The 25,287-nt window shown below is 67.7% G+C and carries 25 protein-coding genes; 12 read left to right on the forward strand and 13 right to left on the reverse strand.

What is annotated here, in order from left to right:
- Window positions 1-31: 31 nt before the first annotated feature.
- The 5 genes from EGM71_RS17255 to EGM71_RS17275 all read left to right on the forward strand — a co-directional run bounded on the left by EGM71_RS17255 (window position 32) and on the right by EGM71_RS17275 (window position 5,008).
- Entirely contained in the window at window positions 32-1,441 is a 1,410-nt protein-coding gene (locus EGM71_RS17255) for an amidohydrolase (protein WP_188485941.1), read from the forward strand.
- Complete coding sequence (locus EGM71_RS17260; RefSeq protein ID WP_188485942.1) at window positions 1,441-2,703, forward strand: amidohydrolase family protein; 1,263 nt, start codon at window positions 1,441-1,443, stop codon at window positions 2,701-2,703. The genes EGM71_RS17255 and EGM71_RS17260 overlap by 1 nt, the downstream gene beginning before the upstream one ends.
- Before the next feature lie 219 nt (window positions 2,704-2,922).
- Complete coding sequence (locus tag EGM71_RS17265) at window positions 2,923-3,555, forward strand: 2-hydroxychromene-2-carboxylate isomerase (RefSeq protein ID WP_188485944.1); 633 nt, start codon at window positions 2,923-2,925, stop codon at window positions 3,553-3,555.
- A gap of 95 nt (window positions 3,556-3,650) precedes the next feature.
- The gene (locus EGM71_RS17270) at window positions 3,651-4,592 is read left to right on the forward strand and encodes a DegV family protein (RefSeq protein ID WP_188485946.1); all 942 of its coding nucleotides are present in this window, start codon (window positions 3,651-3,653) and stop codon (window positions 4,590-4,592) included.
- Between the two features lie 77 nt (window positions 4,593-4,669).
- The gene (locus EGM71_RS17275; RefSeq protein ID WP_071305891.1) at window positions 4,670-5,008 is read left to right on the forward strand and encodes a hypothetical protein; all 339 of its coding nucleotides are present in this window, start codon (window positions 4,670-4,672) and stop codon (window positions 5,006-5,008) included.
- Window positions 5,009-5,152: 144 nt separating this feature from the next.
- Here the strand turns inward: EGM71_RS17275 and EGM71_RS17280 are convergent, their stop codons facing one another.
- From EGM71_RS17280 to EGM71_RS17295, 4 genes are all read right to left on the reverse strand, one after another.
- The gene (locus tag EGM71_RS17280) at window positions 5,153-6,565 is read right to left on the reverse strand and encodes an efflux transporter outer membrane subunit (RefSeq protein WP_188485948.1); all 1,413 of its coding nucleotides are present in this window, start codon (window positions 6,563-6,565) and stop codon (window positions 5,153-5,155) included.
- Complete coding sequence (locus EGM71_RS17285; RefSeq protein WP_188485950.1) at window positions 6,562-7,644, reverse strand: HlyD family secretion protein; 1,083 nt, start codon at window positions 7,642-7,644, stop codon at window positions 6,562-6,564. The genes EGM71_RS17280 and EGM71_RS17285 overlap by 4 nt, the downstream gene beginning before the upstream one ends.
- A 23-nt stretch (window positions 7,645-7,667) precedes the next feature.
- Window positions 7,668-9,194, reverse strand: a complete 1,527-nt coding sequence (locus EGM71_RS17290) for an MFS transporter (RefSeq protein ID WP_223224490.1) — start codon at window positions 9,192-9,194, stop codon at window positions 7,668-7,670.
- A 225-nt stretch (window positions 9,195-9,419) separates the two neighbouring features.
- Entirely contained in the window at window positions 9,420-10,328 is a 909-nt protein-coding gene (locus EGM71_RS17295; protein WP_075676271.1) for a LysR family transcriptional regulator, read from the reverse strand.
- 141 nt (window positions 10,329-10,469) lie between these two features.
- On the opposite strand from EGM71_RS17295, the gene EGM71_RS17300 reads away from it, so the two are divergent.
- Both EGM71_RS17300 and EGM71_RS17305 read left to right on the forward strand, forming a co-directional pair.
- Complete coding sequence (locus EGM71_RS17300) at window positions 10,470-10,916, forward strand: universal stress protein (protein WP_188485952.1); 447 nt, start codon at window positions 10,470-10,472, stop codon at window positions 10,914-10,916.
- Window positions 10,917-10,921: 5 nt separating this feature from the next.
- Window positions 10,922-11,392, forward strand: a complete 471-nt coding sequence (locus EGM71_RS17305; RefSeq protein WP_188485954.1) for a hypothetical protein — start codon at window positions 10,922-10,924, stop codon at window positions 11,390-11,392.
- A 52-nt stretch (window positions 11,393-11,444) separates the two neighbouring features.
- On the opposite strand, the gene EGM71_RS17310 is transcribed toward EGM71_RS17305, so the two are convergent.
- The 5 genes from EGM71_RS17310 to EGM71_RS17330 form a co-directional block, all read right to left on the reverse strand.
- Window positions 11,445-12,890, reverse strand: coding sequence for a GGDEF domain-containing protein (locus EGM71_RS17310; protein ID WP_188485956.1), 1,446 nt, complete (start codon window positions 12,888-12,890; stop codon window positions 11,445-11,447).
- A gap of 148 nt (window positions 12,891-13,038) precedes the next feature.
- Window positions 13,039-13,869 carry an S-formylglutathione hydrolase gene (gene fghA / locus EGM71_RS17315; RefSeq protein ID WP_188485957.1) on the reverse strand — a complete coding sequence of 277 codons (831 nt, stop codon included), beginning with the start codon at window positions 13,867-13,869 and terminating at the stop codon, window positions 13,039-13,041.
- Window positions 13,870-13,919: 50 nt separating this feature from the next.
- Window positions 13,920-15,029, reverse strand: a complete 1,110-nt coding sequence (locus tag EGM71_RS17320; protein ID WP_135275069.1) for an S-(hydroxymethyl)glutathione dehydrogenase/class III alcohol dehydrogenase — start codon at window positions 15,027-15,029, stop codon at window positions 13,920-13,922.
- A gap of 58 nt (window positions 15,030-15,087) precedes the next feature.
- Complete coding sequence (gene frmR, locus EGM71_RS17325) at window positions 15,088-15,363, reverse strand: formaldehyde-responsive transcriptional repressor FrmR (protein WP_005411009.1); 276 nt, start codon at window positions 15,361-15,363, stop codon at window positions 15,088-15,090.
- Between the two features lie 71 nt (window positions 15,364-15,434).
- Window positions 15,435-16,340, reverse strand: a complete 906-nt coding sequence (locus tag EGM71_RS17330) for a LysR family transcriptional regulator (RefSeq protein ID WP_188485959.1) — start codon at window positions 16,338-16,340, stop codon at window positions 15,435-15,437.
- Window positions 16,341-16,470: 130 nt separating this feature from the next.
- Between EGM71_RS17330 and EGM71_RS17335 the strand changes: the two genes are divergently transcribed.
- On the forward strand, window positions 16,471-17,574 hold the full coding sequence (locus tag EGM71_RS17335; protein ID WP_188485961.1) for an alkene reductase: 1,104 nt from the start codon (window positions 16,471-16,473) through the stop codon (window positions 17,572-17,574).
- Window positions 17,575-17,623: 49 nt separating this feature from the next.
- Here EGM71_RS17335 and EGM71_RS17340 read toward each other — a convergent pair whose 3' ends face one another.
- A complete protein-coding gene (locus EGM71_RS17340) occupies window positions 17,624-18,301 on the reverse strand; it encodes an SMI1/KNR4 family protein (RefSeq protein ID WP_188485963.1) in 678 nt (225 codons plus the stop codon).
- A gap of 114 nt (window positions 18,302-18,415) precedes the next feature.
- On the opposite strand from EGM71_RS17340, the gene EGM71_RS17345 reads away from it, so the two are divergent.
- Window positions 18,416-18,832, forward strand: a complete 417-nt coding sequence (locus tag EGM71_RS17345) for a VOC family protein (RefSeq protein WP_188485964.1) — start codon at window positions 18,416-18,418, stop codon at window positions 18,830-18,832.
- A 12-nt stretch (window positions 18,833-18,844) separates the two neighbouring features.
- Here EGM71_RS17345 and EGM71_RS17350 read toward each other — a convergent pair whose 3' ends face one another.
- Entirely contained in the window at window positions 18,845-19,540 is a 696-nt protein-coding gene (locus tag EGM71_RS17350) for a DAPG hydrolase family protein (protein ID WP_188485967.1), read from the reverse strand.
- A gap of 75 nt (window positions 19,541-19,615) precedes the next feature.
- On the opposite strand from EGM71_RS17350, the gene EGM71_RS17355 reads away from it, so the two are divergent.
- Complete coding sequence (locus EGM71_RS17355) at window positions 19,616-20,278, forward strand: TetR/AcrR family transcriptional regulator (protein ID WP_188485969.1); 663 nt, start codon at window positions 19,616-19,618, stop codon at window positions 20,276-20,278.
- Window positions 20,279-20,405: 127 nt separating this feature from the next.
- Here EGM71_RS17355 and EGM71_RS17360 read toward each other — a convergent pair whose 3' ends face one another.
- The gene (locus EGM71_RS17360) at window positions 20,406-21,290 is read right to left on the reverse strand and encodes a LysR family transcriptional regulator (RefSeq protein WP_188485970.1); all 885 of its coding nucleotides are present in this window, start codon (window positions 21,288-21,290) and stop codon (window positions 20,406-20,408) included.
- 107 nt (window positions 21,291-21,397) lie between these two features.
- On the opposite strand from EGM71_RS17360, the gene EGM71_RS17365 reads away from it, so the two are divergent.
- Both EGM71_RS17365 and EGM71_RS17370 read left to right on the forward strand, forming a co-directional pair.
- Window positions 21,398-22,456, forward strand: a complete 1,059-nt coding sequence (locus EGM71_RS17365; protein ID WP_032129891.1) for an NAD(P)-dependent alcohol dehydrogenase — start codon at window positions 21,398-21,400, stop codon at window positions 22,454-22,456.
- Window positions 22,457-22,521: 65 nt separating this feature from the next.
- Window positions 22,522-23,778, forward strand: a complete 1,257-nt coding sequence (locus EGM71_RS17370) for an NnrS family protein (RefSeq protein WP_188485972.1) — start codon at window positions 22,522-22,524, stop codon at window positions 23,776-23,778.
- A 67-nt stretch (window positions 23,779-23,845) separates the two neighbouring features.
- Here the strand turns inward: EGM71_RS17370 and EGM71_RS17375 are convergent, their stop codons facing one another.
- Window positions 23,846-25,210 carry a glutamate--cysteine ligase gene (locus EGM71_RS17375; protein WP_188485974.1) on the reverse strand — a complete coding sequence of 455 codons (1,365 nt, stop codon included), beginning with the start codon at window positions 25,208-25,210 and terminating at the stop codon, window positions 23,846-23,848.
- Between the last annotated feature and the right edge of the window lie 77 nt (window positions 25,211-25,287).

Genomic DNA, 25,287 nt, shown 5'->3' on the forward strand with positions numbered 1-25,287 from the left:
GGCGGTTGGATCACGCCGCAAGGGGAACTGCATGGCATCGACGTTGTTGCGCGCCGGGGTGGCACTGGCGCTGCTTTCATTGAGCACGGCACCGGCGGTGGGCGCCTCGCGCTTCGTTGCCGATCCGTACCCCAGCACCTACCAGGCGCATCCCGATGCGCCGGTGCTGATCCAGAACGCCACCGTGCTGACCGGCACCGGCCAACGCCTGGACAACGCCGACGTGCTGCTGCGCGATGGCCGTATCGTTGCCGTCGGGCCCCGGCTGCAGGCCGATGCCGGTGTCACCCGCATCGATGCGCAGGGCAAGTGGGTCACCCCGGGCCTGATCGACGTGCACTCGCACCTGGGCGTGTATCCCAGCCCGGGCGTCGGCGCGCACAGCGACGGCAACGAGATGACCGCGCCGGTCACCGCCAACGTCTGGGCCGAACACTCGGTGTGGCCGCAGGACCCGGGCTTCGCCACCGCACTGGCCGGCGGCGTGACCAGCATGCAGGTGCTGCCGGGCTCGGCCAACCTGGTCGGTGGCCGTGGCGTGACCCTGAAGAACGTACCGGCCATCACCTACCAGGCGATGAAGTTTCCCGGCGCACCGTGGGGGCTGAAAATGGCCTGCGGCGAGAACCCGAAGCGGGTCTACGGCGAAGGCAAGGGCGTCGCGCCGGCCACGCGGATGGGCAATGTTGCCGCCTACCGCGCCGCCTTCATCGACGCCGCCGACTACATCGCCAAGAACAAACCCAAGCCGGCCAAGCGCACGGGCTGGTTCGGCAGCGACAAGGGCGACAGCGCCGGTGATGCCGGCGGCAAGCGCGATCTCAAACTGGACACGCTGGCCGGCGCGATCGAAGGCGACATCCGCGTGCATATCCACTGCTACCGTGCCGACGAGATGGCCACCATGCTCGACCTGGCCAAGGAATTCGGCTTCAAGGTGGCCGGCTTCCACCACGGCGTGGAGGCTTACAAGCTGGCCGACCGGCTGGCCGCCGACGGCGTCTGTGGTGCGCTGTGGGCCGACTGGTGGGGCTTCAAGATGGAAGCCTTCGACGGCATTCCGGAGAACATCGCACTGGTCGACCGGCCGAAGAACAGCTGCGCCATCGTCCATTCCGATTCACCCGAAGGCATCCAGCGCCTGAACCAGGAAGCGGCCAAGGTGATCGCCGCTGCGCGCCGCGCGCACATGCCGGAGATCACCCCCGAACACGCCATCACCTGGATGACCGCCAACGCCGCCAAGGCGCTGGGCATTGAAGGCCAGACCGGCACCCTGGAGGCCGGCAAGATGGCCGATGTGGTGGTGTGGAATGGCAACCCCTTCAGTTCGTACGCACTGGCTGAGCAGGTCTTCATCGATGGCCGCAGGCTGTACGACCGCCGCGCACCGGCGGCGACACCACGTTCCGATTTCCAGCTTGGCCAGGAGGTGCACTGATGGGCGCGTTGAACAAGCGTCGCCGGGCATGGCTTGGCGCTACGCTCATGGTGCTGGCCTGCATCTCCGCATCCGCACAGGCGCAGGACCTGCTGGTGCGCAACGCCACCGTGCATACCGCCGGCGCGCGCGGCAGCCTGCAGCACGCCGACGTACTGGTGCAGGGCGGGATCATCCGCGCGGTCGGCAGCGGGCTGTCCGCCCCGGCCGGGGCCAGCGTGATCGAGGCCGATGGCCGCCCGCTGACGCCGGCGCTGTTCGGTGGCATCACCGAGATCGGCATCGAAGAGGTTTCCGGTGAAGCGAGTACGGTCGACAGCACGTTGAAGATCGGCGAACAGCCGTTGCGCCCCGAATTCGATGTCACCCTGGCCTACAACCCGGCCTCGGTGCTGATCCCGGTGGCGCGCCTGGACGGCATCGGCTTCACCGCCCTGGGGGCCGCCACCGGTGGCGGCTTCGTTGCAGGCCAGGGCGGCGTGATGCGGCTGGACGGCAGCGCCGATCCACTCGGGCCGCGCGCGCTGTTCCTGCGCCTGGGCTCGGCGGCGGTGGAGCTGACCGGACATTCGCGCGCGGCGCAATGGATGCTGCTGCAGCAGATGGTGGACGAGGCGCGTGGCCAGGTCGCTGCGGACTCACCGCATGCGCTGCTGACGCCGGCCGGGCGCCGCACGCTGGGCAGGTACCTGGCGGGCCAGGGCCGCATCGTGGTGGAGGTGGACCGCGCGGCGGACATACGCCAGCTGCTGCGCTGGGCCGCCCGCGAAAAGGTGAAGATCGCCATTGCCGGTGGCAGCGAAGCCTGGCAGCTGGCGCCGGAGCTGGCGGCCGCGCAGGTGCCGGTGTTCGTCGATGTGCTGTCCAACCTGCCGGCCAGCTTCGACCAGATCGGTGCCACGCTGGAAAATGCGGCACGCCTGCAACGTTCCGGCGTGGCGGTTTCGTTCGTGCAACGTGGCGACGCCTCGCACAACGCACGCAAGATGCGCCAGCTGGCGGGCAATGCCGTGGCCAATGGCCTGCCCTGGGCCGACGGTCTGGCCGGCCTGACCCGGGTACCGGCGCAGGCGTTCGGCGTGGCCGACCAGATCGGCAGCATCGAGCCGGGCAAGCGTGGCGACCTGGTGCTGTGGGAGGGCGACCCGCTGGACGTAGCGCACTATGCCGAGCAGGTCTGGCTGGGCGGCCGGGCGATGCCGATGCGCTCGCGCCAGACCGAGCTGCGCGACCGCTACCTGCAGCGCAACGCGCAGCCTTGAGTGGAACCGCGCCCCTTCCGGCCGTACAGCCGGTGGGGGTGGCCCCCCCCTTCGCGTCCACATTCAAGGACGCGGCGCTTGGTTGGATTCCAACCACGCAATGCTGCAATCCGCGCACCTCGCAGGCATCTCCAACGGCCCCGGCAGGTAGATTGAGGGTGGCTGCGGCATCTGCCGCGCGTCCGCGACCTGCGTCCTCTCCGAACAGGAACCTCTGCAATGGCTACGCTGCGCTGGTATTTCGACTTCATCTCGCCGTACTCCTACCTGCACTGGCAGAAGCTGAAGCAGCTGCCCCAGTTCGCACAGATCCAGACCGTGCCGATCGCCTTCGGTGCCGTGCTGCATCACCTGGGCAACCTCGGGCCGGCCGAGATTCCGGCCAAGCGCCGTTTCATCTACCGCCAGCTGCTGTGGACTGCGCAGGCCGAAGGCACACCGCTGCGGTTCCCGCCGGGCCACCCGTTCAACCCGTTGTCGGCGCTGCGCCTGTGCCTGGCAGCCGGTGCCAGCGTGCAGGCGGTGGACGTGCTGTTCGACTGGATATGGCGCGAGGGCCATGCGGCCGACAGCCCTGAGGCCCTGCGCGAACCGGCTGCGCAGCTGGGTATCGAGGATGTCGCCAGTGCCATCGCCGACCCGGCGGTCAAGGAGCAACTGCGGCGCAACACCGAGGCGGCCATCGCTGCCGGCGTGTTCGGCGTACCCACCCTGGCCATCGATGACGAGCTGTTCTGGGGCAATGACGCCCATCCGCTGATGGCAGCGGTGCTGGCCGACCCGGAACTGCTGCAGCAGCCCGAATGGCAGCGCCTGGCCGAGCTCCCGGTGGCTGTGCAGCGCAGTCGCTGAACAGGGCGTGGCGCGTTTCCCTCGCGCGCCACGCCAGGTTTTGAGATAGATTTCACGTTTCCGAACCTACAACCGCCCTGGAGGGGGAGCCGCGGATGCGCATCGGAATCGTCGTCGACTCGGCCTGCGACCTGCCGCAGGACTTCATTGCCGAGCACAACATCGTGCTGCTGCCGATCACCGTACGGATCGGCGAAGCCGTGCTGGCCGATCATCGCGATGAGCAGGCCACCCTGAGTTTCCTGCACGCGCATGTGGCCGAACATGGCGCCGAAGCGGAGACCATCCCCTTCAGCGTCAACCAGATCCGCGACCTGTTCCTGCAGCAGCTGGTGATCGATTACGACCACGTGTTCTGCATGACCATCACCAAGACCCGCAGCCCGATCCACGACAACGCGCTGCAGGCCAGCTTCGCCATCCTCAACGATTACAAGCCGGTGCGGCAGGCAGCGGGCTACAACTCGCCGTTCGCGCTGCGCGTGCTCGATACCCAGAACCTGTTCGCCGCGCAGGCCGTGACCGCGGTGGAGGCGGTTCGCCTGCGTGACAGTGGCGCCAGCGTGCAGCAGATCCGCGAACGGCTGGAAGAACTGGCCGGCAACGTGCACGGCTACATGATCACCCGCGACCTGTATTACATGCGCGCACGCGCACGGCACAAGGGTGACCGCAGCGTCGGCCTGCTCAGCGCGGCGCTGGGCAGTGCGCTGGACATCAAGCCGGTGCTGCACGGTTACCGGGGCGAGACCGGGCCGGTGGCCAAGATCAAGGGCTTCGACAGTGCCGTGCAGAAGCTGTTCGCGGTGGTCGGCCAGCGCGTGCGGGCCGGGCTGATGACGCCCACGGTGTGCGTCAGCTACGGCGGCGAACTGGACGAGCTGCGCACCCTGCCCGGCTATACACAGATGAAGGAAGTCTGCGCCGGCCATGGCGTGACCGTGTACGAATCGGTGATGAGCCTGACCGGCATGGTCAACGTCGGCAAGGGCGCGGTCACCGTGGGCTTTGCCGATGGGCCGCATCGGTTCGAATGAGCGCTGGCCACGGCCGGAATCTGCACATCGATTCCACCGCGACTGTGCCAGCCTTGCCGCACTTCAAGGAGAACTCCATGCCTGCGCAGTACCACATCAGCCTGCCCGACCCGTCCAAGGCCCGCGGCAACGACCCTGACCTGTCCTTCCATTCGCAGGGCGCCGCCGGTTTCGCCGAGGAGCTGCAGGACGCCCTGCGCAGCGGCACGCTGTTCGAGCGCTGGAAGGCCAAGCAACCCGACCCGGATGCGGTGGAACCGCAATGGGGCGTGACCGATCCGGAGGCCACCGTGACCGGCGAGCAGAAGGATCTGCGCATCAACCTGGTCGCCACCACCCGCATCGACAGTGACGTGTTCAAGCAGCGCCTGCGCCTGCTGGCCGGCCACCACTGGGAACTGCGCGACGTGCGTTGAGGCCCCGTTCTGGTAGATGCCAACCTTGGTTGGCGCTTCTTAAAAAAGCTGCCAACCAAGGTTGGCAACTACCGGGGCACACGGTAGTGCCGGCCGCTGGCCGGCAACCGCAACATCCATGGAGGTGCCGGCCAGCGGCCGGCACTACCAGCCGCCGCCCAGCGCGCGGTACAGCTCCACCCGCGCGATCGCGGCCGTGGCCTGGCTGTTGGCGAGCGCGGCCTGGTTGTCCAGCGCGATGCGCTGGGTGGTCAGCACATCCAGCATGTCGACCACGCCGGCCTGGTACTGCCGGCGCGCCGCGCTCAGTGCGGTCTCGCTCTCGTCCACCGCCACATGCAGCTGCACAGTGCGCTGCTGCTCGGCACTGTAGCCATCCATGGCATCGTCCACCTCATGCCAGGCCTGCAACACCGTACGGCGGAACTGCAGCGACGACTGTTGCTGCTGCAGCCGGCTCAGCGCGAGGTTGGCCTTCAGCCTTCCGCCCTGGAAGATCGGCAGGCTGATCGACGGCCCGATGCTGAAACGGTGCGCGTTCCAACCGTCCAGATCATCGAGCTGCTTGGCCTGGAAACCAGCGTCGCCATTCAAGGTGATGCGCGGCAGGAAACTGGCTTTGGCCACGCCGATGCCGGCCGTTGCAGCATGCAGTGCCGCTTCGGCACGACGGATGTCCGGGCGACGCTCGGCCAGTTCACTCGGCAGACCCACCGCCACCGCTGGCAACGCCGGCCAATCACGGCGTGCATCCTGCAGCTGCGCGTCCAGCGCCTGCGGCGGCTGTGCCAGCAGGAACGCCAGCGCGTTGCGCAGCTGGGATTCGCGATGCCGCAGCGGCGCAATGCGGGCCTGCAGCGATGCCACCTGCGCGGCCGCACTGGACACCTGCAGCGTGCTGGCCACGCCCTGGCGCTGGCGTGCTTCGGTCAGCCGCTTGATGTCGTGGGCGATGCTGAGGTTGTCCTCGGTGATCGCCAGCAGTTGCCGCGTCGCACGCAGCTGCAGGTAGTCACGCGCGGTTTCCGCCAGCAGCGCGGTGCGCACCGCGTGTGCATCTTCCTCGGCCATCTGCACGCGCGCGTCGGCCGCTTCCACCTGGCGGCGCACGCGGCCCCACAGGTCCAGCTCCCAGCTCAAGCCGATACCGGCCTGGAACAGGCCGTAGTCATCACGGCCGCCGTTGCCGGACGGATCGTTCAGGCCCACTTCGCTGTTGCGTGCACGCACGCCACTGGCGCTCGCGCTGACGCTGGGCAGGCGATCGGCGGCGGTGATGCCGCGTGCAGCTCGGCTCTGCTGCACCCGGTTGGCCGCCAGCTGCAGATCCAGGTTGGCCGCCAGCACCTGGTTGGCCAGCTGCCCCAGCAGCGGATCGTCGAAACCGGCCCACCATGCGGCGTCCCGATCGATGGCGTTGCCGGCGACAGCCTCACCCTGCCAGTGGCCGGGCAGCTCCGCCTGCGGGCGTACGAAGTCCGGACCCATCGTGCAGGCAGCCAGGGCCGTGCACAGGGTGGCCGCAACGATGGTGCGGAACACGGTGGCGGCGCTCATGCGCCCTCCCCGCCCTTGTGGCCCGGTCCGTGCTGCACGCTCTGTGCGCGTGCGCGGCTGCCCAGGTCAACGCTGGCTTCCACCGACATGCCGGCACGCAGCTGGTCCAGCAGCGGCTGGCCCGGCTCCAGCACGATCTTCACCGGAATACGCTGCACCACCTTGGTGAAGTTGCCGGTCGCGTTTTCCGGCGCGACGGCTGCAAAGGTGACGCCGGTGGCCGGCGCGATGCTGTCGATGTGCCCGCGCAGCGGCGTGCCTGGGAACACGTCCACCTTCAGTTCGACCTGCTGGCCGGCCTGCATGCGGGTCATCTGCGTTTCCTGGAAGTTGGCGACCACGAAGGCGCGCTTCAGCGGCACCACCGCAGCCACCGGCGTCCCCGGGGTCAGGTAGGCACCCACGCGCACTGCACGACGACCGACCATGCCATCGATCGGCGCGCGCAGCACGGTGTGCGACAGATCCAGTTCGGCGCGTGCCTGCGCCGCTTCTGCGCGCTGCACCGCCGCCTGCGCGGCCTGCACGCCGGCGGTCAGGATGTCGGTGCGCTGGCGTGCGGTCGACAGTGCGGCCTGGCCTTGCTGCAGATGGGCACTGGCCACGGCCTGCTTCGATTGCGCCTGCTGCGCGTTCTGTACGGTACCGGCGCCGTCGCGGGCCAGTTCGCGGTAGCGCTGCTGGTCGGCGCTGGCCAGGGTCAGTTCGGACCGGCTGACATCGACACTGGCCCTGGCCTGCTCGATCAGCGAGTCCTGCTGGGCCAGTGCAGCCTGTGCGTTGGCCAGCTGTGCACGGGCATTGGCGAGGTCGGCGCGGGCTGCCTGCAGGGCCACCTGGTAGTCGCGGTCGTCGATGCGGGCGAGCACGTCGCCGGCCTTCACCGACTGGTTGTCTTCCACCTCCACGGCACTGACGAAGCCGGCCACCTTCGGTGCGACCACGGTGAAATCCGCATTGACGTAGGCGTTGTCGGTGCGCTGGTAGCGCGAGTCGCGCAGCAGCAGCCAGCTGCCGATCGCCAGGGCCAGCACGCCCAGGACAAGGCCGGTGTTGAGGGTTGTCTTGTTGAGGCTCATGGGGGAGTCCTTACGGGTGAGGGTCAGGCCACGGCACGTGGCGGATGGACACGGGTGGCCCACGGCAGCAGCGGCAGGCAGCCCAGGGACACCAGCGCGACCAGCCAGTACAGATCCGCCGAGGTGAGCGCCTGTACCTGAGCGTGCAGGCGCGCGGGCAGATCGGCGCTGGCGGACAACCACGGCTGGTTGCCCAGGTGGTCGACCAGCGCGGTGGAATGGAGGTGGCGCCGTGACTGTCCGACCGCATCAAGCACGCCACCGGCAAACACCGCCGAAAAGCCTTTCACGGTGTTGAACCAGGCCGAGGCATAGGGACCGTCCTGCGGCGCCAGGCCGGTGGTCGCCAACAGCAGCAACGGCAATACCGCCATTGGCTGCGCCACGACCTGCAGCAGTTGCACCCACAGGAAGGTGTCGCGGTTCCATTGCACATCCAGATGTGCCCCCATGAAGCACGCCGCCGCCAGCAGCAGCAGCCCGGCCGCCTGCACCCAGCGGCAATCCACCGCACGCTGGTTCATCAGCGCAGCCACCAGCGGCAACGCAATCGCCTGCGGCAGCGCCACCCACAACAACATCGGCGCGGTCTGCAGCGGGCGGTAGCCCTGCACGCTGGCCAGGAAACCGGAGGGGATGGCGATGACCGCCAGCAGTACGAACAACACGCCCACGCAGGTGACCAGCGAATAGCTGAGATTGCGATGGGCCAAAAGTTGCAGCTTGAAGAACGGCAGCGGGTGGAACCACTCGTTGATGAAGAACAACGCCAGCAGGCCGGTGCCGCCGCCCAGTAGCACCGCGATCAGCGGTGAATCGAACCAGTTCAGGCGTGCGCCCTGGGTCAGGCCCAGCACCAGCATCACCAGCGCCGGCAGCCCCAGGGCCAGGCCCACGCCGTTGAACTGGGCAAAGCGCTCCAGGCGCACCGGGTCCTGCGGCAGGCCCCAGCCGACCATCACCATGCCGGCCATGCAGAACGGCACGATCTGCCAGAACGCGAACTGCCAACCCGCGTGCTCGACCCATAGCGCGGCCAGCGGCGTGCCCATGCTCGGCCCGAATGTTGCGGTGAGCGCGTAGCCCGCCAGGCCATACAACTTGATGCCCGGCGGCAGGAAGCGCAGCGCCACGCTCATCAGCAGCGGCGGCAACGCACCACCGGCCAGGCCCTGCAATGCACGCAGCAGCAGGAAGGTCGGCAGGTTCGGCGCCAGCGGGCACAGCACGCCCAGCACCATGAAGGCGGCGATCATCACCAGGCCGAAGCGGCGCAGCGAAAAGGTGGCCGCACACCAGGGAGCGAAGGCCATCGCGCTGACCGACATGGCGCTGTAGATGCCGGTGATCCAGTTGCCGTCATCGGCACTGAATCCCATCGCGCCGCGGATGTCGGCCAGCGCGACCTTGGTGACGTTTTCGTTGAAGCCCGACAGCAACACCACCAGCAGCACGCCGCACAAGCCGACCACGATGCGGCGATCGAAGGTGGGGGCAAGCGGCGCGGCCGAGGATGGGACCGGGGCCTGCGGCAGGGTGATCGCGCTCATCGATGCGGGCCGATCCGTGCAGCGCACGGCAGGTGAAGCGACATGGCGTGCGCTCCGTGAATGTGGGGAGCGCAGTCTAGGTCGGCCGACTACTGCAACAAATGGCGTGATCGCGATGTCAGGCGTGCGCTGGACGCACGGGTGATCCCAGTTGCCCGGCGCGACGCTTCGAGAGTGCCGACCGGAGGTTGGCACGTCCTTCGATGCAGTTGCGCACGCGCGGCGCTACACAGCGTCGGCGTCGCACATGCTCTTGATCGCACGGCGCAGCCAGCGGTGCGCCGGGTCGTTGTCCATACGCGGATGCCAGGCCTGCACCAGCGCCACCGTGCGTACTGGCACAGGCAACGGAAACATGCGCAGTGGCAGCCCCATGTAGGCGATGCGATCAAGCATCACGCTGGGCATCTGCGGCAGCACCAGGTCCGAGGCGGCTGCAGCAAAGATCGCGCCGTGGAAGGTGGGGATGACCATCGCCACCCGCCGCTGTAGGCCCAGCTGTGCCAGTTCGTCGTCGATCGGCCCATGCGCGATGCCGCGCCGCGAGACGGCGATGTGGTCACAGGCGGCAAACCGTTCGGCGGTGATATCGCCGTCGAACAGCGGATGATCCTTGCGCGCAGCGCCCAGCAGTGCCGTGGTGAACAGGTTCTGCACCTTGGTTTCCTGCGTATGCTTGCCGGCGGTGCTGATATACAGATCGATCCGCCCCTGCACCATCGCGTCGTCGTCGGTATCGCCTTCGGGCATGAACCGCAGCGTGCAGCCTGGCGCCTGCTGGCGGAACACTTCCCGCAGGCGGCCGCCGTAGCTGCCGATGAACACGTCGTTGGCGCGGATGCTGAAGGTATGTTCCAGGGTCTGGATGTCCACCTCACGCCCATCGTTGAACACCCGATGGGCCTGCTCGATCACATCGCGTACCTGCTCGCGCAGTTCCAGCGCGCGCGGCGTCGGCGCCAGGCCGCGACCGGCGCGTACCAGCACCGGGTCGCCCAACGCGTCGCGGATCCGGCCCAGCGTTCGGCTCATGGCCGGCGCGCTCAGATTCATGCGCCGAGCCGCTCCGGCGACGCTGCCTTCGTCCAGCAGGACATCCAGGGCGAGCAGCAGGTTGAGGTCGGGCAGGGGCATGGCAGTCTCCAATGGATGAAATGACTCTACGACACTCCAGGTAAAAGTTAATTGCATGTGGCGCACGCATTGCCTGCACCGCACGGCATGGGTGCGCGCGGAGACATCGGCGACCATCCCCGGCCTGCCAAGGAGACATCCATGTTCAACACCCTGCTGGTCGCCCTGGACGGCGGCCCCCAGCACGCACGCGTGCTGGACCTGGCCGCGGCCATCGCCGGCCCGCGTAGCCGCCTGCACCTGCTGTGCGTGCTCGACCCCGAATTCGCGCTGGCCGCCGATGCCAGCGAAGCCGACCGCCGCGAGTATCCGGAAGCCGCGCGGCAGCGCTCACAGGCCGAGGCGGTGCTGGCTGAAGCCCTGGCCGAGCTGCGCGAGCGCGGCGTCGATGCCATCGCACAGATTCCCTCCGGCGACCCCGGCGAAGTGATCAGCGAGCAGGCGCGGCGCCTGAAGTGCGACCTCATCGTCATCGGTCATCGTCACCTGTCCCGGCTGGAACGCCTGTTCGAACCCTCGATCGGGCAATGGACCATCGACCACGCGCCCTGCCCCGTGCTGGTGGAAACCCGCGACCCGCAACCCTAGCCCCCATGGCCTCACGATCCCCGTTGTTTCCTACCCGCGTCAGCTATCGCGCCTTCGGCCGCCAGTTCGGCCACGGCGAGCAGGCGCTGCTGGGCGCGCTCCGCCAGCTGCACGATCCCGATCTGCAGCCCGACGGCGTCGCCCAGCTGAGCGCGCTCGGGCTCGACCCGGAGGGCTGCGACGCCTTCATCGGCCTGGTGCCGCTGCTGGCCACGCCCGCCGCCCCCATCGATCTGCTGCCGGCTGGCTCGCCGTTCATTGCCGCCAGCGAACTGGACCTGCTGGTCTGCCTGCTGCGCATCGCGCAATGGCGGCATGCAAGGCCCCGCGAAGACGACACGCTGGCACCATTGCGCCAGCAGTTGGCGCGCTGTGCGATGGCCGTGCAGGCAGCACATCTGCCGTTGCGGCAGCGCTCATTGTCCCCGGTCGGGCTGAGGCTGCTCGATCCCAGCGGTTGGGTGCGGCAGCGATGACCCGGTCGCGGCCCCATGCGCAATCACACGCAGGCCCGGGCACCTGGCGCGCTCAGCAGTCCATCCTGCCGTGTGCGCTGCCTTCGTCGTCCAGCACGTGCGCATGCAGGATCACCTGGTTGCGGCCGGCACGCTTGGCGGCATACAGGCCGGCATCGGCATCCGCCAGCAACTGATCGGCGCTGGCCAGCGCCGGCGGGTGCAGGTAGCCGACGCCGATGCTGATACTGACTGATCCTTCCGGCAACGGCAGCGCTTCCACCGCCTCGCGCAGGCGCTCGGCCAGCGCCAGAACGCCCGACAGCGCACTTCCGGGCACGATCACCGCAAATTCCTCGCCGCCATAACGCGCGACGCTGTCGCCGGCGCGACCGGCGCTCGTCTTCAGCACCGCAGCCACGGCCTGCAGGCAGCGGTCGCCGGCAGGATGGCCGTGGCGGTCGTTGAAGACCTTGAAGTGATCGATATCCAGCAGCAGCAGGCCCAGCTCGGTGCCGCTGCGCCGTGCGCGGTTCCATTCGGCCAACAGCAACGCATCGAACTCGCGGCGGTTGGCCACCCCGGTCAGGCCATCCTGCCGCGCCAGCTGGTCCAGTGAGGCCTGCCGTTCCATCAGGTCCACCTGCAGCAGGATGCTGCGCAGGCCAAAGCCCAGCGTTGCCACCACGAAACCGGTGACCGCCAGAGGCCGCGCGTGGTCGACCACCAGGGTGCCGACCACCAGCAGCAGCAACGGCAGGATCATCGGACCCGCCGCCTGTACCGTGCGCGCCATCCGCGGATGCGGCACGAACACCGGCGCGGGCGCCTGGCTCAGCGCCAGCAACGCCAGCAGCAGGAACGGCAGATCGATCAGCAGATCGTTGTAGGCGCCGAACGCATCCCCCGACGTGTAGTGGTTGATGTAGTACGCCACGATCAGGTAGGCCACGGCGTAGATCGCCAACGCGCGGAAGAAGGTGCGTCGCTCCGGCACGTCACCGACCAGCCAGCGCACCACCGCGAACCCGGCAATGCACAGATTCTGGATATCGAACATGCGTTGCATGTTGGACAGCGCGTGGTCGTCGATGTCCACGCGGTCGGCGAACGACTGCGCATGCACGAAGAACAGCACGCCCAGCAACGCCGCCATCGCCGCATCGATCAGGCTGATGCTGAGCCGCTCGCGTCGCGCCCGGGCGAGGATGAACACCAGCGGCACGCCATACAGCACGTAGAGGAACAGGCTCGCCTGTGGGGTGACATCGGCGCGGCCGGCCCCCACTGCGTCGATCATGTTGACCGCCATGCCACCGGCCCATAGCAACAGCGCCATGGCGGTGGCGCGCCAGCCGAGCGCAGCACGGTCGCGACGCGCCCGCCACAGGCAGGCGGCCGCCGCCAGCAACGGTGCACCGGTCAGGAACACGAAGGATCCCGCCCCGGCGGGGCCCGGCCACAGGGTCAGCGCCAGGCCATGACACAGCACATACAGCAGCGCCAGCACTACCGGCATGCATCCCCCGATCCACAAGGCCGTACGCGCGCACCATAGCCCCGCCCGCGCCACGGCCACGTAAAAAAAAAAGGGGACGGAGGGGATTAAGTCGTTTGCGGCACAACGGCAAATGCGACTTAATCCCCTCCGTCACCTTTTCAGGCGGTCAGCTGCGCAGGGCGCGGGCGTGGTGCGCGACGTGCTCGCCGATGAAACTGGCGATGAAATAGTAGCTGTGGTCGTAGCCCGGCTGCAGGCGCAGGGTCAGCGGATGGCCGGCGGCATCGCAGGCCTCCTGCAGGCGCTGCGGCTGCAGCTGGGTCTGCAGGAACTCGTCCGCCTCGCCCTGGTCGACCAGCAACGGCAGGCGCTCGCTGGCCGCCGCCAGCAGCGCGCAGGCGTCCCACTGCGCCCAGTCGGCTGGATTGTCGCCCAGGTAGGCGGCGAACGCCTTCTGCCCCCATGGCACGTGGCTGGGCGCGACGATCGGCGAGAACGCCGACACGCTGCGGTAGCGCCCCGGATTGCGCAGCGCGATCACCAACGCACCGTGCCCACCCATCGAGTGGCCGCTGATGCCACGCGCCTCGGTGACCGGGAAGTTCGCCTCGATCAGCGCGGGCAGTTCCTGCGCCACATAGTCGTGCATGCGATAGTGCTTCGCCCACGGTGCACGGGTGGCGTTTAGATAGAACCCCGCCCCCTTGCCCAAGTCGTAGCCCTCGGCATCGGCCACGTCATCACCGCGCGGGCTCGTGTCAGGCGCGACGATGATCACACCGTGCTCGGCTGCATAGCGCTGCGCGCCGGCCTTGGTGATGACGTTCTGCTCGGTGCAGGTCAGCCCGCTCAGCCAGTACAGCACCGGCAGTTCCTGCGTTTCCGCCTGTGGCGGCAGGTACACGGCGAACTGCATGTCGCAGCCCAGCGTGGTCGAACGATGGCGATAGACATCCTGCCAGCCGCCGAAACAGGCGCGGTGTTCAATGCGTTCCATGGGTTCCTCCCGGGGGGCGGCAGGCACGGCAGCCTGCCGCCCGGCGTGGATCAGTAATGGACCACCGAACGGATCGACTTGCCTTCATGCATCAGGTCGAAGGCTTCGTTGATCTTGTCCAGGTCCATGGTGTGGGTGACGAACGGGGCCAGTTCGATATCGCCCTTCATCGCGTCCTCGACCATGCCCGGCAGCTGGCTGCGGCCCTTCACGCCACCGAAGGCGGTGCCCATCCACTTGCGGCCGGTCACCAGCTGGAACGGCCGGGTGGAGATCTCCTGGCCCGAGCCGGCCACGCCGATCACCACGCTCTGGCCCCAGCCACGATGCGCGCACTCCAGCGCCGCACGCATCACGTTGACGTTGCCGATGCACTCGAAGCTGTGGTCCACGCCCCAGGTGGTCATTTCAACGATGACCTGCTGGATCGGCTTGTCGAAGTCCTTCGGGTTGATGCAGTCGGTGGCGCCGAATTCGCGCGCCAGTTCGAACTTGGACGGATTGGTGTCCACCGCGATGATGCGACCGGCCTTGGCCTGGCGCGCACCCTGGATCACCGCCAGGCCGATGCCACCGAGGCCGAACACGGCCACGCTGTCGCCTTCCTGCACCTTGGCGGTGTTGTGTACCGCCCCAATGCCGGTGGTGACGCCGCAGCCGAGCAGGCAGACATGCTCCGGGTTCGCGTCCGGATTGATCTTGGCCAGCGAGACTTCGGCCACCACGGTGTACTCGCTGAAGGTCGAGCAGCCCATGTAGTGGTACAGCGGCTCGCCGTTGTAGCTGAAGCGGCTGGTGCCGTCGGGCATCACGCCCTTGCCCTGGGTGGCGCGCACCGACACGCACAGGTTGGTCTTGCCGCTCTTGCAGAACAGGCACTCGCCGCACTCGGCGGTGTACAGCGGAATCACGTGGTCGCCCGGCTTGACGCTGGTCACGCCCTCGCCGACATCCACCACGATGCCGGCGCCTTCATGGCCCAGCACCACCGGGAACAGGCCTTCCGGATCATCGCCGGACAGGGTGAACGCATCGGTGTGGCAGACACCGGTGTGGGTGATCTTGACCAGCACTTCGCCCGCCTTCGGCGGGGCGACGTCGATCTCGACGATCTGCAGCGGCTGGCCGGGACCAAAGGCGACGGCGGCACGGGACTTCATGGTGGCTTCTCCAAAGACAGGCAGTAACAGGATGGGCAGCGCAATGTTGCGCCGTCGTTTATTTCAGGTACGAGCGGATCAACGCGCTCATGTCGCGCACGCGTTCGGCGCGCTGTTCGTCGGAGGCTGCGGGCTGGCCAAACTCCTCGCGCAGATGGGCCTCCATCACCTCGGACATCAGGCCGTTGACCGCGCCACGGATGGCGGCGATCTGCTGCAGCACCGGCCCGCAGTCGGCGCCGGCTTCCAGCGCGCGGTCCAGCGCATCGCACTGGCCACGGATGCGGCGCACGCGGGCCAGGACCTTCTTCTTCTCTTCGGGGGAGTGCGGCATGGCGAGGCCACCTCGGAACTATACTGGGGGATAGTATACAAGCCACAGCCTCGGACTCAATCCCGGCCGGCTCAATCGAACAATCCCTCGCCCGCCAGCCGCGCCAGCTCATCCACCACATAGCGAACCTTCGGCCGCAGGTGCCGGGTTGGCGGCCACAGCGCATGGATGTCGATGTGCCGCTGCATGTGTTCGTCCAGCACCGATTGCAGCGCACCGGACTCCAGGTGGCGGCGCACCAGTGAAATGGGCATCTGGCAGATGCCCAGCCCGGCGATGGCCGCTTCGATCACCGCGTCGCCGTCGTTGAGCTGGTAGGCGGCGTTCGGGATGAACGTTCCCTCCGCATCGTCACTGCCAATCCGCCACCACACCGGCTGCCCGTGGCGGAAGCCGACGATGCTGCGGTGTTGTGCCAGTTCCTCCACGGTGGCTGGCACGCCATGCGCCTGCAGGTACTCCGGCGATGCGCAGGTGACCAGGCGTTGGCGACCCAGCCGACGCGCGACCAGGTGCTCTGCGTGGTGCAGCCCGCCGAAACGGATCAGCAGGTCGATGCCCTCTTCGACCGGATCGACGAAGTGATCGGTGAAGGTCATCGTCAGCTGCAGGTCCGGGTACTGCCGGCACAGGCGCAACAGCACCGGCAGCACCACCAGCCGCCCGAACGAGGACGGCATGTCGATGCGCAGCCGTCCGCTGGGCAGGCCGGCCGAACCCAGGCAGGCCTCGGCCGCGGAGATCTCTTCGATCGCCGCCGCACACGATGCGTAGTACGCCTCGCCATCGGTGGTCAGCGCGATGCGCCGCGTGGTGCGGTGGAACAGGCGCACCCCCAGCCGTGTTTCCAGGCGGGCGATGGCCTTGCCCACCGCCGAGCGCGAGATGCCCAGCGCGTCGGCGGCTTCGGTGAAGCTGCCCGAGCGGGCCGTGGTAACGAAGGTCACCAGGCCATTCAACGATTCCAGCGGCAGCATCCTCGACTCCACATTGGGGACAAATAGTCCCGCACCGAGGGAGATCGAAGCGCTTTATGCGCCTGCATGTCAACTCCATCCTGTGTGCATCGCGCCGCTGGCGCCCCTCCACCGCACCGAGATGACCGACATGACCGCCGCCCTGTTCCACCCCTTCGACCTGGCAGGCACCGCCCTGCGCAACCGCATCGCGATGGCCCCGATGACCCGCGCCCGCAACCCCGGCGCGGTCGCCAATGAACTCACCGCGCAGTACTACCGGCAGCGGGCCAGCGCCGGCCTGATCATCAGTGAAGGCACCCCGGTCTCGCCGCAGGGCCAGGGTTACATCGACGTGCCGGGCATCTGGTCGGCCGAGCAGGTCGCGGGCTGGAAGCAGGTGACCGACGCCGTGCACGCCGAACAGGGCACGATCTTCGCCCAGCTCTGGCACGTCGGCCGCATGTCGCATGCCTCGCTGCAGCCCGACGGTGGCCAACCGGTCAGCGCTGGCACCCGTCCGGTCGCCAGCGCACCGAAGAACACCTCGTTCGTCTATCTGGACGACGGCAGCCGCGGCCACGCCGATCCCACCCCGGCACGTGCACTGGAAACCGCAGAGATCCCCGGCATCGTCGACGACTTCGTGCGCGGGGCGGACAACGCCATCTCCGCCGGCTTCGACGGCATCGAACTGCATGCCGCCAACGGCTACCTGTTCGAGCAGTTCCTCAACCCGCTCATCAACCAGCGCGAAGACCGCTATGGCGGCTCGCTGCCCAATCGTGCGCGCTTGATCCTGGACACCGTCGATGCGATGGCCCAGCGCATCGGCGCGCACCGCATCGGCGTGCGCCTGGCACCGAACAACCTCACCTTCGACATGCCGTTCTACCCCGACAATGAAGCGACGTATCTGTACCTGGCCGAGGAACTGGGCAAGCGCGGGCTGGCCTATGTGCACCTCAACGACAACCTGCAGGCGGGCCAGTCGGTACTGGGCGAGGCCTTCCTGCAGCAGTTCAAGCAGGCCTACGGCGGCACCGTGATCCTGGCTGGTGGCATGACCCGCGAACGCGCCCTGCTGCTGGTCGAAGCCGGCACCATCGACCTGGCCGCGTTCGGCCAGCCGTTCATCGCCAACCCGGATCTGGTCGAGCGCCTGCAGCGCGACATTGCGTTGGCCACTCCGGACCGCAGCAGCTACTACGGTGGCGGCGAAGCAGGCTACCTCGACTACCCGACCGCAGGCTGATCCCGCACGGGGTCGGATCCCCGCCACAGGTGGGGCTCCGACCCTTGGTTCAGGCGTCCTCGCGCACGTAGCCGAACGACTCGTCCAACCGCTCGAAGCCGATCACTTCAGCGACGATGGCCTGTGCATCGTCTTCGCTGAAGTTTCCTTCTTCAATATCGGCAACGCGGGCGAACAGCCGCTGCAACGTCGCGTACTGGTCGTCGCGCAGGAAGGAATGATGGGTCTGCAGCCAGCGCTGCAGATTCCCGGCCAGCTCGCCATGCGACAGCAGCGTGTATGGCCGCTGGTAGTCGGCAACCGCTTCGACCATCTTGCGGAACAGGAAATCCTGGTAGCTGGCGGCCAGCAGATCGGCACGGTCGTCGTCATGCCACACCATCACCACCGGCGGTTCGCTGAAACCGGGCGCGTTGCTCCAGAAGCAGTAGTTGTCACCCGCGCCGGTCCGCGCAAAGGGCAGCAACTGCAGGTCAGTGCGCACGGGATTGTAATGATCCTCCGCGGTCAGCTCCTGCCACGCCTCGAGCAGCGCATCATGCTCCAGCGGCTCATAGTCCTGGGCGTACAGCAGCACCGGTGGATCCGCCTGCAACACCGGGAATACCACCTCGGACCATTCCGGATGAGGAGTACCCCAGCTCAACCGACCCGCTGCATGCAACTGCTTGAACAGGGGCGGGAAGGTCTGGCCGGTGGCCTGTTCGATGCTGGATAGCGCGCTCATGGATGTCCTTGTCGATAGAGACCAACCAGCTTGCCCGAATCCGCGCAGCAGATGAACCGGCAGCAGCACGCGGCAGGACTAGACTGCGACCACCGGATGCCGCCCATCGCTGCCATGAACGCCACTGCCCACAGCTTCATCGTCAACCTCGACGTGCCCGACCTGGCCGCCGCCGAGGCCTTCTACACGGAAGCCTTCGGCCTGCGCATCGGGCGCCGCCTCGGGCCGGATGCGGTGGAGCTTCTCGGTGGACCCGCGCCGCTGTATCTGTTGAAGAACGAACCCGGCAGCGCCGCCACCGAGGACGGCGACGTGCGCGACTACGAGCGCCACTGGACGCCACTGCACCTGGACTGGGTGGTGGATGACATCAACGCCGCGCTGGTACGTGCAGTTGCAGCCGGGGCGACACTTGAGCAATCCGTGCGCGAGCGTCGCTGGGGTCGCATCGCCGTGCTGGCCGATCCGTTCGGCCACGGCTTCTGCCTGATCCAGTTCAGTGCTGAAGGCTACGACGCGCTGGTCGAATGACCGGCGCGACGTTCACCACGGCAACGGCACTGCTTCGCCGTTGGCACGCTCGCCGTAGTACAGCGACGGCAGCAGTCGCGAGAGGAAACTGAACTCCGTGTAGCAATGCTTGAGCAGGCCCAGGCCGACCGCGTCTCCGGCCTCGCGCTGCGGATCGGAACTATCCAGGCCGAGCACGAAGCGGCTGCGCAGCACACAGCCAAACGGCGTATCGCGCGCCACGTGCAGCATCTGACCGTCGCAGGGGTCGCCCTGTGCATCCAGGCGCACGCAATCACCGAAGCCGATGCGCGCGGCGATCACCGCCGATACATCGCCTGCATCCTGTGCCGCCTGCAGGCGCTCGGTCACCAGCAGCGTGCGCGGGTCATGGAACTTCAGGCGCGCCGCCACCGGCGGAATGTCGGCCAGTGATTCCACGGCATGGATGCTGGCGCCGTGATAGCTGCGTCCACGCTGCCAGGCCGCGTCCCAGCCGCGATGCTCGACATGATCGACCGGATGCCACCAGCGGATGTGCTGGGTGGTCTCGAAGAAGGTGAACCACCAGTCCAGCATGCGACCCTTGCAGCCGTGCAGATCGGTGCGCACCGCCACCAGCAGGCTGCCATCTTCGCGGCGCTGGATGCCGGTCTCCAGGTGCATCGGCGCCGGGTCCAGCAGATCGTGGTGGTCCAGCCAGGCGCGAGCGTTCACAGCGGTATCCATGGGGGTCTCCTACGGGTTGGGAGACTCGACAATACGGAAACGCTTACCGTTTCGCAATTGGCCGGATGCGGTAAGATGGGCGTAATGAACAGCACGACCCTGCCCGAGCCCACAACGCCGACCCGCCGCCGCGGCCGCCCTGCGCGCCCGGAGGCGGAAGTCCGCCACGCGGTACTGCAGGCCACGCTGGAGCTGCTGCTGGCACAGGGTTACGAGGCCACCACCATCGAAGCGGTGGCGGCGCACGCCGGGGTGGCGAAGAAGACGGTGTATCGCCACGCCAGCAATCGCGAGGAACTGGTTGGGCTTGCGGTGCGCGAGTGGACCGACGGCTTCGCGCCGCAACTGCAGCGCGATGCGCGGGATGCCGACGAGGTGATGCCGTTGCTGCAGGCCATCCTGCACGCGGTATGCGCACAGGCGCTGTCGGCGCAGGCGGTGCAGGTGTTCCGCCTGCTGGCCACCGAATTTCCCGGCAAGGACGCGCTGCTGCAGGCCTATCTGGACAACGGCATCGAACGCGGCCGTGCGCTGCTGGCCGACTGGCTGGCGCGCCAGCAGCAGCGTGGGCTGCTGCGCGAGGGAGATCCGGTGCGCATGGCGCGGCTACTGCTGGCGATGGCCGTGGCCGAACCGCTGCGCGAACGCGTGATCGGCGTGGTGGCCGAGGATGCACCGGTGGAGGTGCACCTGCGTGATTGCCTGGTGTTGTTGGGGCCGGTGTTGCAGGCGCCGTAAGGTTGCTCCATCCACGCGTGGCGTGGATCTACTGTGTGCGACGGCGTCCATGCATCGCGGGGGTCAACATCTCCATGCGGCGATGGTCAGTAGATCCACGCCATGCGTGGATGCGATCCACCACGATTCACTCCCGCAGCATATCCACGAACGCGCGCAGCGCACCCGGCATCTGCCGCTGCTTCGGGTAGTACAGCGCGAAGCCGGCGAACGGTTCGCTCCAGTCTTCCAGCACCGCCACCATCTGCCCGGATTCGATGTACGGCCTTGCCGTGTCTTCCAGCACGTAGGCCAGGCCGATGCCATCGAGTACCGCGCCGACCACGGTGCCCTGCTCGCCCAGCGTGAGCCGTCCGGGCACGTCGATCTCCAGTGCCTGCCCACCGCGCTCGAACTGCCACTTGTACAGGTGCCCGCTGGCGAAGCGGAAGCGGATGCATTCGTGCGCGGCCAGGTCGCGCGGATGCTGTGGCGCCGGATGCCGCCGCAGGTAGTCCGGCGAGCCGACGATCAGACCGCGCAGTGGTGGCCCCATCGGCACCGCCACCATGTCCTCGGGCACGAACTCATGCAGGCGCACGCCGGCGTCGTAACCCTCGGCGACGATGTCGACCAGACCATCGTTCTCGGTCAGTTCCACCCGCACGTCGGGATGGGCGTGCAGGAAGCGCGCCAGCCGCGGCCCCAGCTGGGTCGACACCGCCGCACGGGTGGCGTTGATGCGCAGCAGGCCCGCCGGGACGGCGCGGAACTGGTTCATCTCCTCCAGTGCTTCGTGCACCTGCCCCAGCGCCGGCTGCAACCGCTCCAGCAGCCGCTGCCCGGCCTCGGTCAGGGCCACGCTGCGGGTGGTGCGATGGAACAGGCCCACGCCCAACCGTTCTTCCAGCGCGCGGATCGCATAGCTCACCGCCGAGGTCGACAGCGCCAGCTCCGCACCGGCACGGCGGAAGCTGCGGTGGCGGGCGACCGCAGCGAACGCGGCCAGGTGGGAGAGGTTGTCAGTGGCCACGATTGTGCAGTTTCACTTGATGAATCATGCCGATATCCGGGCTTCTGGCCGCTGGGTACGGGGCGTATTGTAAAGCGCCTTTCGACAAACCCTGCCAAGGATTCCCCATGTCCCTCGCCCGTGGTTACGCCGCCCATTCACATACCGACCCGCTGATCCCCTACGAATTCGAACGCCGCGCGGTCGGCCCGGACGATGTGCGCATCGAGATCCTCTACAGCGGCATCTGCCATTCCGACCTGCACCAGGCCCGCGACGACTGGGGTGGCTCGATCTACCCGATGGTGCCCGGCCACGAGATCATCGGCCGCGTCACCGAGGTCGGCAGCAACGTCACCCGCTTCAAGGTCGGCGACCACGCCGGCGTGGGCTGCATGGTCGACTCGTGCCGCCACTGCGACGCCTGCGAGCACGACCTGGAGCAGTACTGCGCCGAAGGCGCGACCTGGACCTACAACGGCCGTGAACGCGAAAGCGGCGCGCCGACCTACGGCGGCTATTCCGACCACGTGGTGGTCGAACAGCGCTTCGTGGTGAAGGTGTCCGAAACGCTGGACCTGAAGGCCGCCGCCCCGCTGCTGTGCGCCGGCATCACCACCTGGTCGCCGCTGCGCCACTGGAAGGTCGGCCCGGGCCAGAAGGTCGGCGTGATCGGCCTCGGTGGCCTCGGCCACATGGGCGTGAAGTTCGCCAAGGCGCTCGGCGCGCACGTGGTGATGATCACCACCACGCCGGAAAAGGGTGCCGACGCCAAGCGCCTGGGCGCCGATGAAGTGCTGGTCTCGCGCGATGCCGCGCAGATGAAGGCGCATGCCGGCAGCTTCGATTTCCTGCTCAACACCATCCCGGTCGGCCATGACACCAACCCGTACATGGGCCTGCTCAAGCGCGAGGCCACCATGTGCCTGGTCGGCGTGCTGACCGAACTGGACCCGCCGCTGACCGGTGGCAGCGTGATCTTCGGCCGCAAGCACCTGACCGGCTCTGCGATCGGCGGCATGGCCGAAACCCAGGAAATGATGGACTTCTGTGCCGAGCACGGCATCGTCAGCGATGTCGAGATGATCGACATCAAGAACGTCAACGAAGCCTGGGAACGCATGGCGAAGAACGATGTGCGCTACCGCTTCGTGATCGACATGGCGACGATGAAGAACGCCGCCTGATCGATCGGCGACGGTGAACGAAGAACCCCGGCACTGCCGGGGTTTTTTCTGGTCGTGCATTGGGCATGACGAAGGTCAAGGAAGCGGCCATCGCTCGGGCGCAGACTCGCCACATGGTCCGCCTGCCCTCCCCTGCGATGCTGATGCATGCGCCGCATCGGCTGCTGTTCTTCATCGGCGCCAGCAACCTGCTGCTGGCGATGCTGTGGTGGGCGCTGTGGCTGGGCGCATTGCGCGGGCTGTGGACGCCGCAGCCACCGCCGCTGCCACCGGCCTGGCTGCACGCGCTGCTGATGCAGTACCTGGTGCTGCCCAGTTTCATCTTCGGCTTCCTGCTCACCGTGTTTCCGCGCTGGATGGCGCAACCGGAGCTGCCACGCAGCCGTTACGCGCCGGTCGGCATCGGGCTGTTTGGCGGGCAGGCGCTGCTGATTGCCGCCGCCTGCGGCTGGACACCCGGGTTGTGGCCCGGCCTGCTGCTGGCACTGGCCGGCTGGAGCGCCGGACCGATCGTGCTGGGACGCGTGCTCAAGGCCGCCGGCCCCAACCGTAACTGGCACGCGCGTGCGTGCTATGCCGCACTGCTGTTGGGCTGGCTGGGGCTGCTGCTGTTCATGGCGGTGGTGCGCGGCCACGCCACGCTGATGCCGGTCACTGTGGCACTCGGCACGTTCGGCCTGCTGCTGCCGGTCTACCTCACCGTCGCGCACCGGATGATCCCGTTCTTCGCCAACAACGTGGTGGACGGCTATGTGCCGTGGCGGCCGCTGCGCTGGCTGGCCGCGATGTGGGCCCTGCTGATGCTGCGCCTGCTGTTGAGTGCGTTGCAGATCGACAACCTGCTGTGGCTGGTCGATGCGCCGCTGCTGGTGTTGTCGCTGCAGGCGCTCTGGCACTGGTGGCCACGGGGGCCGATGCCGGGCCTGCTCGCAGCCCTGTTCCTGGCGCTGGCGTGGCTGCCGGTCAGCTTCGCGCTGTACCTGCTGCAGGACGTGGGTCAACTGCTCGGCCATCCGCAGCTGCTCGGCCGCGCGCCGCTGCACGCACTCGCCGTGGGCCTGTTCGGCAGCCTGCTGGTGGCGATGGTGACCCGGGTCACCCAGGGGCATTCCGGGCGACCGCTGGTAATGCCGGCAGTGGCCTGGTTCGCGTTCGTCGCGCTGCAGGCAGTGGCGATCATGCGCATCCTCGCCGAGCTGATGCCCGATGCCTATGCGTGGCATTTCGCCGCTGCCATTGGTTGGCTGCTGGCACTGGCCCCGTGGGTGGCCCGGCTGGGCTGGATCTACCTGAGCCCACGGCGCGACGGCAAGCCGGGCTGACTGCATCGCCGGCCAGGCGACGTCCATCGGTAGTGCCGGGCCATGCCCGGCGGCCACCGCAATCCACTCAGTACGCGAACTCGCGGAACACCGGATCGACGTCGCCGTGCCAGCGGCCATGGAACAGCGCCAGCTTGCGCTCGGCCGGGGTCAGGCCGGATTCGACGATCTCCTGCAGCACGTCCAGGAACTTGCTCTCGTCCTGGCCGTCGGCATTGCGCGCCGCGCGGCGCTTGAGGCCTTCAACGGAAATCCTCACCGCTTCGCGGGCCAGGTCGCGCACGCTGCCATTACGGAACGGCAGGTTCATCGCATGCTTCGGCACGCCGTCGCGCAGTGCATGGCGCTCGGCCAGGGTGAAGTCACGCACCAGGTCCCAGGCGGCATCCAGTGCGGTGTCGTCGTACAGCAGGCCCACCCAGAACGCCGGCAGCGCACACAGGCGGCTCCACGGGCCACCATCGGCGCCGCGCATTTCCAGGTACTTCTTCAAACGCACTTCCGGGAACGCGGTGGTCATGTGGTCCGACCAGTCGCGCAGCGTCGGCAGCGCACCCGGCAGCACCGGCAGCTTGGCCTGCATGAAATCGCGGAAGCTCTGCCCACTGGCGTCGTGGTAGATGCCATCTCGGTAGGAGAAGTACATCGGCACGTCGAGCAGGTAATCGACATAGCGCTCGTAACCGAAGCCATCCTCGAACACGAAGTCGAGCATGCCGGTGCGGTCGGCGTCGGTGTCGGTCCAGATGTGTGAGCGATAGCTCAGGTAGCCGTTCGGCTTGCCTTCGGTGAACGGCGAATCGGCGAACAACGCGGTGGCGATCGGCTGCAGCGCCAGCGACACGCGGAACTTCTTCACCATGTCCGCTTCGGTGGCGTAGTCCAGGTTCACCTGCACCGTGCAGGTGCGGGTCATCATGTCCAGGCCGAGCGAGCCGACCTTGGGCATGTACGAGCGCATGATCTTGTAGCGGCCCTTCGGCATCCACGGCATTTCATCGCGCTTCCACTTCGGCTGGAAGCCCATGCCGAGGAAACCCAGCTGCAGTTCGCCGGCCACCTGCGCCACTTCATTGAGGTGGGTGCCGGTCTCCACGCAGGTCTGGTGGATGGTCTCCAAAGCCGCGCCGGACAGTTCCAGCTGCCCGGCTGGTTCCAGCGTCACCGAGGCACCATCGCGCAGCAGCGCGATCGTGTTGCCGTTCTCCTGCACCGGTTCCCAGCCGAAGCGGACCAGCCCGTTGAGCAGCGCTTCGATGCCGCGCTCGCCTTCGAAGGTCGGCGGGCGCAGGTCATCCAGGCGGAACCCGAACTTCTCGTGCTCGGTGCCGATGCGCCACTGCGCACGGGGCTTCTCGCCGGAGGCGATCACCTCCACCAGCTGCGAGCGGTCGGTAATGGGTGTATCGGCGACGTGGCTGGGGCTCGACAAGGGGAAGGCTCGCTGGACGGTGGCGGGGGATGTGGGGCTCGGAGCCTTCCATCGCAAGGGCGCACTATAGCGTGGCG

The organism is Stenotrophomonas maltophilia (assembly GCF_006970445.1).
In the GTDB taxonomy this organism is placed as follows: Bacteria; Pseudomonadota; Gammaproteobacteria; order Xanthomonadales; family Xanthomonadaceae; genus Stenotrophomonas; species Stenotrophomonas maltophilia_AU.